This is a genomic window from Shinella sp. (genome assembly GCF_049651085.1).
Classification (GTDB): Bacteria; Pseudomonadota; Alphaproteobacteria; order Rhizobiales; family Rhizobiaceae; genus Shinella.
The window spans coordinates 55,580-69,859 of record NZ_JBASBL010000004.1 but is presented as its reverse complement, the minus strand read 5'-3'; the positions used below and the strand labels follow the sequence as shown (position 1 = coordinate 69,859).

The 14,280-nt window shown below is 63.4% G+C and carries 14 protein-coding genes; 2 read left to right on the top strand and 12 right to left on the bottom strand.

What is annotated here, in order from left to right; all coding sequences use genetic code 11:
• The first annotated feature begins 48 nt into the window (after positions 1 to 48).
• On the top strand, positions 49 to 480 hold the full coding sequence (locus WA950_RS00770; RefSeq protein ID WP_424549763.1) for a hypothetical protein: 432 nt from the start codon (positions 49 to 51) through the stop codon (positions 478 to 480).
• A gap of 33 nt (positions 481 to 513) precedes the next feature.
• On the opposite strand, the gene WA950_RS00765 is transcribed toward WA950_RS00770, so the two are convergent.
• The 3 genes from WA950_RS00765 to WA950_RS00755 form a co-directional block, all read right to left on the bottom strand.
• Positions 514 to 2,019 (bottom strand): sensor histidine kinase, encoded by a 1,506-nt coding sequence (locus WA950_RS00765; RefSeq protein ID WP_424549762.1) that lies wholly within the window; start codon positions 2,017 to 2,019, stop codon positions 514 to 516.
• A gap of 119 nt (positions 2,020 to 2,138) precedes the next feature.
• Positions 2,139 to 2,693 (bottom strand): RNA polymerase sigma factor, encoded by a 555-nt coding sequence (locus tag WA950_RS00760; RefSeq protein WP_424549761.1) that lies wholly within the window; start codon positions 2,691 to 2,693, stop codon positions 2,139 to 2,141.
• Positions 2,694 to 2,701: 8 nt separating this feature from the next.
• A complete protein-coding gene (locus WA950_RS00755) occupies positions 2,702 to 2,863 on the bottom strand; it encodes a NepR family anti-sigma factor (RefSeq protein ID WP_424549760.1) in 162 nt (53 codons plus the stop codon).
• Between the two features lie 182 nt (positions 2,864 to 3,045).
• Between WA950_RS00755 and WA950_RS00750 the strand changes: the two genes are divergently transcribed.
• Complete coding sequence (locus WA950_RS00750; protein ID WP_424549759.1) at positions 3,046 to 3,840, top strand: response regulator; 795 nt, start codon at positions 3,046 to 3,048, stop codon at positions 3,838 to 3,840.
• A gap of 270 nt (positions 3,841 to 4,110) precedes the next feature.
• Here the strand turns inward: WA950_RS00750 and WA950_RS00745 are convergent, their stop codons facing one another.
• The 9 genes from WA950_RS00745 to WA950_RS00705 all read right to left on the bottom strand — a co-directional run bounded on the left by WA950_RS00745 (position 4,111) and on the right by WA950_RS00705 (position 14,155).
• Positions 4,111 to 5,694, bottom strand: a complete 1,584-nt coding sequence (locus WA950_RS00745; RefSeq protein WP_424549758.1) for an FGGY-family carbohydrate kinase — start codon at positions 5,692 to 5,694, stop codon at positions 4,111 to 4,113.
• On the bottom strand, positions 5,694 to 6,386 hold the full coding sequence (locus WA950_RS00740; RefSeq protein WP_424549757.1) for an HAD family hydrolase: 693 nt from the start codon (positions 6,384 to 6,386) through the stop codon (positions 5,694 to 5,696). The genes WA950_RS00745 and WA950_RS00740 overlap by 1 nt, the downstream gene beginning before the upstream one ends.
• A 74-nt stretch (positions 6,387 to 6,460) precedes the next feature.
• Entirely contained in the window at positions 6,461 to 7,945 is a 1,485-nt protein-coding gene (locus WA950_RS00735; RefSeq protein ID WP_424549756.1) for a mannitol dehydrogenase family protein, read from the bottom strand.
• 61 nt (positions 7,946 to 8,006) lie between these two features.
• The gene (locus WA950_RS00730; RefSeq protein WP_424549755.1) at positions 8,007 to 8,780 is read right to left on the bottom strand and encodes an L-iditol 2-dehydrogenase; all 774 of its coding nucleotides are present in this window, start codon (positions 8,778 to 8,780) and stop codon (positions 8,007 to 8,009) included.
• Complete coding sequence (locus WA950_RS00725) at positions 8,777 to 9,778, bottom strand: ABC transporter ATP-binding protein (protein WP_424549754.1); 1,002 nt, start codon at positions 9,776 to 9,778, stop codon at positions 8,777 to 8,779. Before WA950_RS00725 ends, WA950_RS00730 begins: the two co-directional genes overlap by 4 nt.
• A 25-nt stretch (positions 9,779 to 9,803) precedes the next feature.
• Positions 9,804 to 10,628 (bottom strand): carbohydrate ABC transporter permease, encoded by an 825-nt coding sequence (locus WA950_RS00720; RefSeq protein WP_424549753.1) that lies wholly within the window; start codon positions 10,626 to 10,628, stop codon positions 9,804 to 9,806.
• 68 nt (positions 10,629 to 10,696) lie between these two features.
• Complete coding sequence (locus WA950_RS00715) at positions 10,697 to 11,569, bottom strand: carbohydrate ABC transporter permease (RefSeq protein WP_424549752.1); 873 nt, start codon at positions 11,567 to 11,569, stop codon at positions 10,697 to 10,699.
• A gap of 143 nt (positions 11,570 to 11,712) precedes the next feature.
• Complete coding sequence (locus WA950_RS00710; RefSeq protein WP_424549751.1) at positions 11,713 to 13,023, bottom strand: ABC transporter substrate-binding protein; 1,311 nt, start codon at positions 13,021 to 13,023, stop codon at positions 11,713 to 11,715.
• 178 nt (positions 13,024 to 13,201) lie between these two features.
• Positions 13,202 to 14,155 (bottom strand): sugar-binding transcriptional regulator, encoded by a 954-nt coding sequence (locus WA950_RS00705; protein ID WP_424549750.1) that lies wholly within the window; start codon positions 14,153 to 14,155, stop codon positions 13,202 to 13,204.
• Positions 14,156 to 14,280: the final 125 nt, after the last annotated feature.

Genomic DNA, 14,280 nt, shown 5'->3' with positions numbered 1-14,280 from the left:
GCGGCCCCTACGGGCCAATGCCCATCATTCTTGTGGAGTACAAACGGCATGCTGTCACTGGGGGCCATTCTCGTCCAGAATCTCGTTTCCCGCGTCAGCGACCGGGTGGACGAAACCGTGGATATCGCCAAGCGTAGCGTCATTGCGGGCCTCGTCATCGGCGTCCTGCTGATAACCGCTTACGTGCTCACCATCGTCGGTGCAGCCGTGCTGCTGTCCGAACGCTATGGCACCGTCGCTGCCCTTTTCGGCCTTGCCGGCGGTTTTCTGCTTCTCGCGCTCATCGTGCTCGCCGTCGCCGCCGCCGGCAACAGGCGGGAGCGCGAACTGCGCCGCCTCCGCCGTCAACAGCTCACCGCCCGGCGTGACCTGATGGCGGCCGCGGCTACCGTCACCATGAAGAAACCGCTTGCTGCCACCGCCGTGGCGCTGGCCCTCGGCTTCCTGCTCGCGCCGAAATCCCGCCGCAAGGACGACTGATCCGGCCGGCTGATCTTCTGGAAACCGCGCCGCTTACAGCGGCATGCGCACGACCGCGGTCACGCCCTTGGGAAGATATTCGACATGCACGCTGCTGCCGAGCACCTTGTCGAGGCTGCGCTCGATCAGGAGCGAGCCGAAGCCGCGCCGGCCTCCCTGCTTTACGGGCGGCCCGCCAACCTCGTGCCAGGTCATGTTGAGCACACGCTGGCCATCCTCCGCGACGACGCGCGCCGTGATCACCACCTTGCCCGACCGGACAGACAGCGAACCGTATTTGCGGGCGTTGGTGGCAAGCTCGTGCAGCACGAGACCGAGGCCGACCGCCTGATCCGGCCCCAGTTCCACTTCATCCTTGTGGATCTCTATCTGCGCTTCGTAATCCATCGCATAGGGCAAGATCTGCTTTTGCAGCAGCATCTGCAGATGAATGACACCCCATTCGTGATCGCTGAGCAGGCCATGCGCCTCGGAAAGCGATTGCAGACGGCCGGCAAAGGCATCCATGAATTCGACCGGGTCGCTCGTCTGCCGCAAGGTCTGTCGCGCCAGTGATTGCAGCATGGCGAGCGTGTTCTTGACCCGATGGTTCAGCTCGCGCAGCAGGAGGCGCGTCCGCTCCGAAGCCAGCTGTCCGTCGGTCACATCGACATTGATGCCGAGGAAGACCGCCGGTCGGCCGTCTGTATCCCATTCGTGCACACGGCCCCGGCCAAGCAGCCACCGACCGGATTTCACCGTCCGAAACAGCCCGTCATATTCCTTGCCGCTGGCCAGCGCATCGCGCAGGAGGCCGATGGTAAGCTTGCGATCCGCCGGATGCACCGCCTTGAAGAACCTGCGTGCACTCATCTCTTTGGCCGGCTTGATGCCGAGCATGCGGTAGAAGGTCTGGTTGCCGGAAACGGTTCCCCTCGATACGTCCCATAGCCAGCTCGCCACATTGGCGGCATCGAGCGCCAGTGCATGGCGCTTTTCATCGCGCGAGACGGCTTCGGCCGCCAGCAGGCGCTGCCGCGCTTCCTCCTTCAGCCGGATGAGCGAGGCGGCGAGTGATGCGAGGCGCTCGAGAGATGGCAGAAGGTCCGGGGCGATGCGCGTATGGGGCTTCACATCGAAGACGCAGACACTGCCAATGGCCTGCCCATCCAGGACGATCGGCGCCCCGGCGTAATACCGCAGATGCGGCGCGCCGACGACGCTCGGCAGGCCGGCAAAACGCTCATCCTTGCGGGCATCGAGCACGACGAGCGGCTCGCCGCCAGCCCCAGCGATCATGCGCGCGCAGAAGGAATCTTCCGAGGGAGCCCGAATTTCCGGCGTACCCTGGCGGGCAAGGAACCACTGGTCCGTCCGGCCAAGAATGGTGACGAGCGAGATCGGGGTAGAGGACAGCCCGGCGGCAAGCGCGGCGAGATCGTCGAAATCGGAATCCGGCCCGAGAAAAACCGGTATGGCAGCGTCGAGCGCCGCCAGACGGTCGGGCGAGCCCAGGACCGCAGCAACATCGGACGGCAATAGCTGAACGTTGTCCTTCATAGGCTCTCGGTAGGCGATTCTGTGCCTTATTTCACCCGGCAGTCATGGCAAAAGGCGCATAGTCGCACCAGCCCTCATTCGTTCCGCCGCCCGCCTGTAACGGGCGGCGTCTTGCTCGATCAGGAGGCAAATGCGCGCGACGTAATCGGCGCCGATACTGCGTCCGGGCCGTAATCGCTCTCGCCGCTGACCTGCAGCAGTTCCTGAAGACGCTGACGGGCACGGTTGACACGGCTCTTGATCGTGCCGAGCGCGCAGCCGCAGATTTCCGCCGCCTCTTCGTAGGAAAAGCCCGAGGCGCCGACAAGAATGATCGCTTCGCGTTGCTCTTCCGGCAGCTTTTCCAGCGCCCTCTTGAAATCCTGCATGTCGAGCGAGCCGTATTGCGAGGGGTGCTGCGCCAGGTTCTCGGTAAAGACACCGTCGGAATCCTGCACTTCGCGGCCGCGCTTGCGCATCTTGCTGTAGAGTTCGTTGCGCAGGATCGTGAAGAGCCAGGCCTTCATGTTCGTGCCCATCTCGAACTGTTCCTGCTTCGCCCAGGCCTTCATGATCGTGTCCTGCACGAGATCGTCGGCCTGGTCATGGCGGCCGATCAACGAGATCGCAAAAGCGCGCAGGCTGGGCAGAACCGCCAGCATTTCACGCTTGAAAGTGGTCTCTCCCTTTTCCATCGCGTCCCTCACTCGGCCCTTTGAGCACTGTTTTCGACAGCATCCAATTTTTCGAGAAGATCCAGGAACTTCTGAGGGAGCGCTTCGTCCTGTACCGAGCGATAGAAGGCGCGCAGCTTTATCCCGATCTGTACGTTCGGATCGTTCGCTGGCTTGGGAGGTTTGCTCACGCTAGTTTTCATGTTGAGGCTATTCACTCTTGGCCACTTTCATCTTTGTCCACGTCCCGTGACGAATTCGGCTGGGAAACGCCCAACATCAAAAAAAGTTCCCCTTGCTGGAACCTAAAATCGGTCCCCGCGTTCAAACCGTCAACTGCCACTGCAGGCAATCGAGAACAGGGGACAAAATCATGCCCATCTCCGACCGCATCGGGCCACATCTTCCCGCGCTCCGCCGCTATGCGCGCGCCCTCACGGGCACCCAGTCCTCCGGCGACGCCTATGTGGCCGCCATGCTCGAAACGATCCTGATCGACCCTTCGGTGCTGCCGGGCGGCGAGGACGACAAGGTGAAGCTCTTCGGTCTCCTCAGCCGCATTCTCACCTCCTTTCCCGTTGCCATAAGCCCCGGCGCGGGTGCCATCGTGCCCGGGACGGAAACGCCGTTCGATCTTTCAGGTGTTCCCCCGCTCGGCCGGCAGGCGTTGCTGCTCACCACCGTCGAAGGCTTTAGCGCCGAAACAACCGCCGAGATCCTCGATGCAGAGGCGAGAGCCATCCGCACGCTTCTCGACACGGCCTTTGCCGAGATCGCCGCGCAGGCCGAAACCGGCATCATGATCATCGAGGATGAACCGCTGATCGCGCTGGATCTTGCGCATATGGTCAACAGCATGGGCCACCGCGTCACCGGGATCGCCCGCACGCAGAGGGAGGCCGAAACGCTCTGGCGCAGCAGCCAGCCCGGCCTGGTTCTGGCCGATGTGAGGCTCGCAGACGGTTCGTCCGGCATCGATGCCGTCAACACGATCCTGTCCCGCACGACGATCCCGGTGATCTTCATCACCGCCTACCCGGAAAAGCTCCTGACCGGCGAGCGCCCGGAACCAGCTTTCCTCGTCTCCAAACCCTTCAACCCGGAGCAGGTGAAAGTGCTGATCAACCAGGCGCTCCTCTTTACGCCGCAGACCCGCGCAGCGGCCTGATCTCGCTCCCGGACAGCCGAAGCAGCGGAGCGGCGGCGGCGGTGGGCAAGCCCCACCGCCGCATCCATTTGTTCACCCCCGCAACAAAAAACAGCCAGCGCCTGGGAGGCGCCGGCTGCTTGAGTATCCACGCACCGGAGGGGGACACGGTATCGTGGCGATCACCGATCGAGGGCCTCGCATTTGGGGGATATGCGCAGACCGGTGACAGCGTCAAAACCCGCCAGGGGACGTTTGGTTCCACCGGCTCGCAATTTTTTTCAAAGGTTTTTAGTCGATCGCTTCGAGTTCCGCCCGGTGGCGGTGGAGCGCGAGGAAGCGGCGATAATCCCGGTCGTAGCCGGCCTTGCGGCTGGCATCCGGCAGCCCCTCGATGCCCCCCGGATACATGCCGGAGCCTGCCGCCGGAAGATCCGGGAACATGCCGCCCGCGACGGCCGCGACCATTGCCGTCCCGAGCAGCACCGCATCGCTGGTATCCGGCACCACGACGCGGCAACCCGTGACGTCCCGGTAAAGCTCCATCAGCAAGGGATTGCGCACATGCCCCCCGGCAACGTGCAGCGTATCAAGCGAATAGCCTTCCTCACCGAGCTTTTCGATGATGTGGCGAATGCCGAGCGCAATGGCGAGCGAGGTGCGCCAATAGAGCCGGCAGAGCCCGTCGAAGGAGGCGTCAAGCGCAAGCCCGCTGATGACACCGAGCGCGTGGGGATCGGCGAATGGCGAACGGTTGCCGTGGAAATCCGGCAGGACATGCAGCCGGGCGGCAAAGGCTTCGCCCTCTTTCTCCCGCATCTCGCGGATACGGGCGATGATGCGCGCATGATTGGCCGCTGTCGGCTCGCCGCCGGCGCTATGCGCACGCACGATATGGTCGAGCAGGGCACCCGTCGCCGATTGGCCGCCCTCCACCAGCCAAAAGCCCGGCAGAACGGCCTCGTAATACGGCCCCCACATGCCGAAGCCGAATTTCTCCGTGCGCGAAAAGGCGACGATGCAGCTCGAGGTGCCACCGATCAGCGCGAGCTGGCGTTCCAGCTTCTGCGGCTCCCCGGCAAAGCGCCCCAGAACGCCGAGCGTGCCGGCATAGGCGTCGATCAGACCCGTCGCGACCACACAATCCGTATCCAGACCGAGATCACCCGCCGCGCAGGCCGTCAGGCGCCCGACAGCCGAACCGACGGCCAGCGTTTCCTCCGGCAGCGAACCACGCTCGCGCACATCCTCAAGGCCGATGGCCTTCAGGAAGCTCGCATTCCAGGGGTGTTCTTCATGGGCGAGATAATTCCACTTGGCGGCCATGGTGCAGCGCGAGCGGGCATTCGAGCCGGTCGCCCGCCAGGTGATGAAATCAGCAAGGTCGAAGAAGTATCCCGCCCTCGCCCATTGCTCCGGCCGATGGCGCTTCAGCCACATGAGCTTCGGCATCTCCATTTCCGGCGACATGGCGCGCCCCGAATGGGCAAGCACGGGATGCTGTGTCGCCGTACAAAGATCGGCTTCCGCCAGCGCACGATGATCCAGCCAGACGATGGTGTCCCAGCGGGCATCCTCGCCGCCGGACACTGCAAGCGGGCGGCCCGCCGTATCCCGCACGACGAGAGAGCAGGTCGCATCGACGCCGAGCGCGGCAATGCGTGCGGCACTCGCCCCGGCCAGAGTGCAGGCGGCTTTCACCGCAACGCAGACGGCCTGCCAGATATTTTCCGAATCGTGCTCGGCGTGGTTAGCGCTCGGCCGGCGCATGGCGATCGGGTGCTCGGAGCGCCCGAGCAGCATGCCGCTTCGATCGAACACGCCGGCGCGGGCACTGCCCGTGCCTATGTCCACCGCAACGATCAGATCGCGCATCAATATTCTTTCCCGCCGTCCTCTTCCTGGCGGACAAACTGTAACAATTCCCGCATGTCGTCAAACAGGGCGTCGGGATTGAGGCTGAGCAGGCTTTCGCGATGCTCCGGCGTGCGCGCATGCGAGCCACCCGTAAAGGCGACGACCCGCATGCCGGCGGATTTTGCCGCCGCGATGCCGGCCGGGCTGTCCTCGACGACGACGCAGTGGCCGGGTGCCACCCCCATCGCCGCGCTGGCATGCAGGAAGAGATCGGGCGCCGGCTTGCCGCGAGTCACCATGCTGGCGCTGAAGATGTTCGGCTCGAACCGATCGATGAGGCCGGTAACCGTAAGCGAGAGGCGAATGCGTTCCGGCTGGCTGGACGAGGCCACGCAATGGACGATGCCGAGCGCATCGACCGTCTCGGCGATACCGTCGATGGGTTGCAGCTCGGCGCGGAACCGCTCGTAGAGCACCTTGCGCATGGCTTCGAGGAAGGCCGCATCGATGGCAAGGCCGTATTCGTCATGCAGGATTTCCGACATGCTTTGCAGGCTGCGGCCGAGGAAACGGTCATGCGCCTCCGCCTCGCTCATCGCGACACCCGCCGCAGCGAGCGCCTCGACCAGCACCGCAATCGAGATCGGCTCGCTATCGACCAGCACGCCGTCGCAATCGAAGATGACCAGTTCTGTCGTTTTGGCGGCCATGGCTTTCCGTTCCATTTCGGGCCCCCGTGGTACTGTCTGCCCTCTTCGATGAAAAGCCCCGGATTTCAAGGACCTCAGTTTGCCAGCGTGTTTTCCAGATAGCGCATCAACGTCGCCCGCGCGCCGTTCTGCTGGAGCGATCCGAGGGCGGTGGCGAAACGATTCCTGAAGAGATCCGAGGCCGCCACGGTGCCGAAGATGTCCTTGAGTTCCAGGAAAGCCATCGGATCGCGCCTTGCGGCGGTCGCGGCGGCATGGAGGCGGTCGATATTGGGGTCATTGAAGGTGATCGCCTTGCCGCTGTCGGTCGTGCCCGCAAGATAGTGGCACCATAGCGCAGAGACGAGCGAAAGGCCGGTGACGTCCTCGCCACGCGCCAGCCGGTCTGCCGTGGACGGCAGGATGAACTTCGGCTGACGGTTGGAACCGTCCTGCGCCAGACGCGGGATCGTGTCGGCGATCTTCGGATTAGAAAAGCGCCGTTCGATGAGGGAAAAGTAGTCGTTGAGATCGGTGTCCGGAACCGGCGGAATGACGGGGATGATCTCTTCACGCTCCAGCTTGGCGAGAAAGGCGCGGATGTCCGGATCCTGCATCGCCTCGTGCACGAAGTGAATGTCGAGCAGGGCCGCCGGATAGGCGATCGCCGCATGGCCGCCATTGAGGATGCGGATCTTCATGTGCTCGTAGGGTGCGACATCCGGCACGAACTGCACGCCGACCTTCTCCAGCGCCGGGCGGCCCTCGGGAAAGCGATCCTCCAGCACCCATTGCTTGAATTCCTCGCAGAACACCGGCCAGGCATCGTCGATGCCGTAGTCGTCCGCCACGATGCCGATCTCGCGTGCACCCGTCGCCGGGGTGATCCGATCGACCATGCCGTTCGGGAAGGCGACATTGGCGTCGATCCAGTCGGCAAGACCGGGGTCGGAGAGGCGCGCAAGACCGGAAACAGCTGCATGGGTGACTTCGCCATTGCCGGGAATGTTGTCGCAGGACATGACGGTGAAGGGCGCGATGCCCTTGTCCCGGCGCGCCCTGAGGCCGGCAAGGATGAGGCCGAAGACCGTCTTCGGCCCGGCGGGATTGGCAGCATCCGCAGCGATTGCCGGATGTGCGGGATCGAAGGCGCCGGAGGCCGGATTGATGAAGTAGCCGCCCTCGGTGATCGTCAGCGAGACGATGCGGATCGCCGGATCGGCAAGCCGCGCGACGGTGGCTGCCGCATTGCCGGGCGCAGGATAGTCGATCATCGCGCCGGTGACGCGCGCGCCGGAGCGGTTGTTGTCCTGCTCCACGACGGTCGTCAGGAAATCCTGGCCGGCGAGCTTGTCGCGCATCGCCGCATCGGAGGGAAGAACACCCGCGCCGACAATCGCCCAGTCGTGGTCGAGGCCGAGGTTGAACAGGTCGTCGAGATAGACCGCCTGATGGGCCCGGTGGAAGTTGCCGACACCGAAATGGACGATGCCCGCCGTGAGGCTATCGCGCTCGTAAGCCGGCACGCCTGCGGTCTTCGAGGCTTCCTTGAGGGTGGCGAGCGACAGTTTCGTGGTCATGGTCCATTCCTTCCGGTTTATCCGGTCTCTGCGTATTCCTGCCCCGAGGTGGTGCGGAGCCTCAGCTCATCCAGTTGCCGCCGTCGACATTGTAGGTCTGCGCGACGATGTAGTTGCTCTCCTGCGAGGCGAGGAAGATCGCCATGCCGGTGAGGTCGTCAGCCGTTCCCATGCGGCCGAAGGGCACTTCCTCACCGACCAGCCGCTTCTTCTCGCCGAGGGGACGGTTCTCGTATTTGGCGAAGAGCGCATCGACGCCGTCCCAGTGCTCGCCGTCGACCACGCCGGGCGCGATCGCATTGACGTTGATGCCGTGCTTGATGAGGTTCAGCCCTGCCGACTGGGTGAGGCTGATGACGGCGGCCTTGGTGGCGCAATAGACCCCGACGAGCGCCTCGCCGCGCCGGCCGGCCTGGCTTGCCATGTTGATGATCTTGCCGCCGCGGCCCTGCGCGATCATCTGTCTGGCCGCGGCCTGCAGCGTGAAGAGCGTGCCCGCGACATTGATCGAGAACAGCCGGTCATAGCTCTCCCGCGTGATCTCGACGATCGGCGCAAGGTCGAAGAGCGCGGCATTGTTGACGAGGATGTCGAGCCCGCCGGCTTCCTTCACGCAAGCCGCAATGGCCGCATCGATCGAGTCCTGCCGCGTCACGTCCATCCCGACGGCATAGGCCGCCGGACCTATCTCCCTCGCCGTCGCCTCCGCCCGCTCCATGTTGATGTCGGCGATGGCGACGCGTGCGCCCTCGCGAATATAGGCCTCAGCAAAAGCCCGGCCGATGCCGCGCGCCGATCCCGTGATCAGCGCGCTCTTGCCTTGTAGTCTCTTCATCTTTTTGCCTGTCCGTTTTCGTCGAAGCGGTGGATGCGGGTTTCTTCGGGGGTGAGGTGGACGATGTCGCCGTGCTTGACGGGGAAGTCGCCGTCGGCGCGCACGGTCATCATGCCGATGCCCTCGACATTGACATGCAGGAAGGTGTCGGAGCCGAGATGCTCGGCGACGCCGACGACGCCCTTCCAGCTGCCGCTCTCCTTGGACAGTTTCAGATGTTCAGGACGGATGCCGACGGTCGGCGCGTTCCACGGCTTTGCCGCCTCGCCCTTGACGAAATTCATGCGCGGCGAGCCGATGAAGCCGGCGACGAACAGGTTGTCCGGCTTGTTGTAGAGGTCGAGCGGCGAGCCGACCTGCTCGATATTTCCGGCATTCAGCACGACGATCTTGTCGGCCATGGTCATGGCCTCCACCTGATCGTGGGTGACGTAGATCATCGTGGTCTTCAGTTGGTGATGCAGTTCGCTGATCTCGAGCCGCATCGTGCCGCGCAGCGCCGCGTCGAGGTTCGACAGCGGTTCGTCGAACAGGAAAGCGGACGGTTCGCGCACGATCGCCCGGCCGATGGCCACACGCTGGCGCTGGCCGCCGGATAGCTGGCCCGGACGGCGCTCGAGATAGTTGGTGAGGTTGAGCACGCGGGCGGCTTCCGTCACCTTCCTGTCGATCGTCGCCTGATCCATTTTCGCCATCTTCAGGGGGAAGGCGATATTCTTGGCGACGCTCATATGCGGGTAGAGCGCGTAGGACTGGAACACCATGGCAAGGCCGCGCTTTGCCGGCGCTTCCCCGGTGACGTCCCGGCCGTCGATCTCGATTGCGCCGCTGGTGGTGTCCTCGAGGCCCGCGATAAGACGCAGCAGCGTGGACTTGCCGCAGCCCGACGGGCCGACGAAGACGACGAACTCGCCATCCTCGATGGTGAGGTCGATGCCCGGAATGACCTGCGTCGTGCCGAAGCTCTTGTTGACTTTCTTCAGGATGATCTTGCCCATGGGTTTCCTCTCCGGTCTGGTCGTCTTACTTCACGGCGCCGAAGGTCAGGCCGCGGACAAGCTGTTTCTGGCTGAACCATCCCATGATGAGGATGGGGGCGATGGCGAGCGTCGAGGCTGCCGAGAGTTTGGCCCAGAAGAGACCCTGCGGGCTGGAAAACGAGGTGATGAAGGCAGTCAGCGGCGCAGCGTTGGTCGTCGTCAGGCGGATCGTCCAGAAGGCTTCGTTCCAGGCGAGGATGATGTTGAGCAGCAGCGTCGAAGCGATGCCCGGCACCGCCATCGGCGTCAGCACGTAGACGATCTCGCCCCAAAGGCTGGCGCCGTCCATGCGCGCGGCTTCCAGGATTTCGCCGGGGATCTCGCGGAAATAGGTGTAGAGCATCCACACGACGATCGGCAGATTGATCAGCGTCAGCATGACGGTGAGGCCGACGCGCGTGTCGAGCAGGCCCGTATCGCGGAAGATCAGGTAGATCGGCACCAGCACCGCAACCGCCGGCATCATCTTGGTCGAGAGCATCCACATCAGGATGTCCTTGGTGCGCCGCGTCGGCGAGAAGGCCATCGACCAGGCCGCCGGGATCGCGACGGCCAGCGCCAGCAGCGTCGAGCCGACTGAAATCACCACCGAGTTCAGGAAGAACTTGAAGTAGTTGCTCTGCGCCTGCACGGCCGCATAGCTTTCGACCGTGCCCGAAGGGATGATGTTGAACCCCTGGATCGCCTCGGTCTCGGATTTGAACGAGGTGATGATCGTATAGAGGATCGGAAAGAAGATGATCAGCGCGATGATCCAGGCGGCGATCGTGAAGGCGACGGTTCTTCGGGTCGAAACGGCACGGGCCATGGTCTTGCCTCCCTTAAAAGCTGTTCCAGGAAACGCGTGGAGCGGTTTTCCGTCCGGAACTGCGGTAACTACTTGTCGAGGTTCTTGCCAACGGCGCGCATGAGGAAGAGCGCAACGATGTTGGCGAGGATGACGGCGATGATGCCGCCGGCCGATGCGCCGCCGACGTCGTAACCCAAAAGCGCGGTGCGATAGATCAGGAACGGCAGGTTGGTGGACGCATAGCCCGGCCCGCCATTAGTGGTGACGAGGATTTCCGCATAGACGCCGAGCAGGAAGATCGTCTGGATCAGGATCACCACCGTGATCGAGCGCGAAAGATGCGGCAGCGTCAGGTAGATGAAGCGGTTGACGAAGCCGGCGCCGTCCATCTCGGCCGCTTCCTTCTGCTCGCCGTCGAGCGATTGCAGCGCAGTGAGCAGGATGAGGGTGGCAAAGGGCAGCCATTGCCAGGCGACGATGATGATGATCGACAGCAGCGGATACTGCGCGAACCAGTCGACGGGCTGGAGGCCGAGGGCCCGGTTGATATCGGCAAGCACCCCGTAGCCCGGATGCATGATCATGTTCTTCCACACCAGCGCGGCCACCGGCGGCATGACGAAGAACGGCGAGATGATCATGATGCGCACGATCCCCTGCCCCCACATCGGCTGGTCGAGCAGGAGCGCAATCGCGATCCCGCCGCAAACGGTGATCAGAAGCACCCCGCCGACGATCAGCAGCGTGTTCCAGATCGACTGGAAGAAGGCCGGATCGGTGTAGAAATACTGATAGTTGAACAGGCCCGCCCAGCTGACATTGCCCGGGTTCAGCAGGTTGTAGTTCTGGAACGAGAACCACAGCGTCATCGCCAATGGCACGACCATCCAGACCAGCAGCAGCCCAACCGAGGGTGCCAACATCCAACGCGCCAAACCACGCGTGTTCTCAGTCGCCATGTCTTCCTCCCGAAAGCCGGTTTGCCGGCCGATGCAGTCAGTTCGTATCCGCTGTGGCAAGGAATGAGGGCAGGCGCGAAAGGCAAGCCCGTTTCATCGGCTGCCCGGAACGCGTCCGGGCAGCCCGTCCTTGAGGAGGAGGCTTACTTGATGTAGCCGGCGCGGGTCATTTCCCGCGTCGTCACCGACTGCGCCTGAGCCAGCGCGTCATCGACAGAGGACTGGCCGGCAAGCACTGCCGAGAAGAGCTGACCGACCGTCGTTCCGAGGCTCTGGAATTCAGGGATCGCCACGAACTGGCCGCCCGTATAGGGCACCGGCTTGACCGACGGCTTGGTGATGTCGGCTGCGTCCATCGCCGCAAGGGTCGGAGCCGCGAAAGCAGCAGCCTTCTCATACTCGGCGTTCTTGTAGAGCGAGGTGCGCGTGCCCGGAGGAACGTTCGCCCAGCCTTCCTTACTGGCGACGAGTTCGGTGTAGCCCTTGCCGGTCGCCCAGGAAATGAACTTCTGCGCAGCTTCCGCCTTGGTCGAGCTTGCCGGAACGGCAAGGTTCCAGGACCACAGCCAATGACCATGGTTGCCATTGCCCGTGTCGGGGAAGATCGCGTAGCCGACCTTGTCGGCAACCGTCGAATCCTTCGGGTTGGACACGAAGGAGGCAGCGACCGTCGCATCCATCCACATGCCGCACTTGCCCTGCTGGAAGAGCGTCAGGTTTTCGTTGAAGCCGTTCGACGAAGCGCCCTGCGGGCCTGCATCCTTCATCATGTCGACATAGAACTGAAGGGAGGCCTTCCATTCCGGCTGGTCGAACTGCGGCTGCCAGTTCTCGTCGAACCAGCGACCGCCGAAGGAGTTGTTGAGCGCGGTGAGGAACGCCATGTTCTCACCCCAGCCGGCCTTGCCGCGAAGGCAGATGCCGTTGATGTCGGCGCCGCGGTCCGTGATCTTGCGGGCAGCCTCGCCGATGAATTCCCAGGTCGGGGAATCGGGCATGGTGAGGCCGGCCTTCTCGAACAGGTCCTTGCGGTACATTATCATGGCGGATTCGCCATAGAACGGCGCGGCATAGAGCTTGCCGTCCACCGACAGGCCGCCGCGGATCGCCGGCAGCAGGTCATCGACGTCATAGTCGGCGCCGAGGCCTTCGAGCGCGACCAGCCAGCCCTGCTTCGCCCAGATCGGAACTTCGTAGTTGCCGATCGTGACGACATCGTACTGGCCGCCCTTCGTCGCGATGTCGGTCGTGACGCGTTCGCGCAGTACGTTTTCCTCGAGCGTTACCCACTCGAGCTGGATGTCCGGGTTCTTCGCGGTGAAGTCTTCCGTCAGCCCCTGCATGCGGATCATGTCGCCGTTGTTCACGGTGGCGATCGTCAGCGATTCTGCGTTCGCGACTCCGCACAGGAGAGCAACCGAGCAGGTGCCCAGCAGAAAGGTTCTCAAATTCATCGTCTTCCTCCCAGAAGGATATTGAGCATTTGCTTCGCTCATGGGCAATTACTCATGAAGCGGCGCAACAAGTCAACGACCATTCGTTGCTGCAATGCACAACGCAGAGCAGCCAGCCTTGAATCTCATGGGATTTTTTTGTTGCGGCGAGCCGCCCAACAGGCCGAAGGAGCCGCCGTCAGGCCGAAAGCAGGTGGCGCGCAGTCGTTTCGTCGGTGATGACGCCGTTGATCATGCTGCCGCGGAGCGCTGCGAGAAGAGCCGTATACTTACGCTTTCCCTTGGCAAGGCCGATGACCGTCGTCGTCTCGCGCGGCGGCAGCGGCACGGAGGCGACGCGTTCGTTGATGCTGCCTTCGAGCAGCTTGCCGTCCCGGTCGAACATCCAGCCGCAGATCTCGCCGGCGGCTCCCTCTTCCATCAGCCGCGCCATTTCTTCGGGATCGAGGAAACCGTCGAGGCACAGCGGCGCATCCGCGCCGAGTTCGCCGACACCGACAAAGGCGACGTCCGCCTCGCGGCCGAGCTGCAGCGTCGACTGCACGAGGCTCTGTCTGTGCAGGAGGTCACGCTCCTCGATGGAGGAAACAAGCACCGGCAGCGGCATGGGATAGTGCCGCGCCTTGACCGCATCGGCCATGGAGAAGATGACGTTGTAATAGGCAGCCGAGCCGTCCGGGCCGATATTGCCGGTCAGCGACATGATGCGGTGCTGCGGACATTCCATCGCCGGAAGCTGGTCGATGGCAGCCTTCAGCGTGCGCCCCGTACCGACCGCAAGCACGATAGGCTCGCTCTTCTTCAGCCAGCGCTCGATTTCCGCCGCGCCCGCCTCCGCTATGCCTATTGTCGTCGATGAGGAGCCGGGATCGCTCGGCACGATATCGACATGCACGAGAGCAAATTTTTCACGCAGCGCCTCGCCGAGTTCAAGGCATTCGGCAATGGGGTGGTCGAGGCGCACCTTTATCAGCCGCTCCGCGACGGCGAGCGAGACAAGGCGCTGCGCCGACTGGCGGGAGATGCCCATGGCGGAGGCGATCTCGTCCTGCGTGCGGCCGGCAACGTAGTAGAGCCAGCCTGCCCTTGCCGCATCGTCAAGCCGCCCGGCTGTTTCGCTCCGCTTCGCCATTGTTTACCCCGATTGCTTCACACGATTTGCTGCATCTTTTCATGCGGTCTGTCAAACGTCGCCGATGCCGTCACCAGAACAGTCTTCGACGCATCTCTTTACTGCCGGGGGAAAAACATAACTTG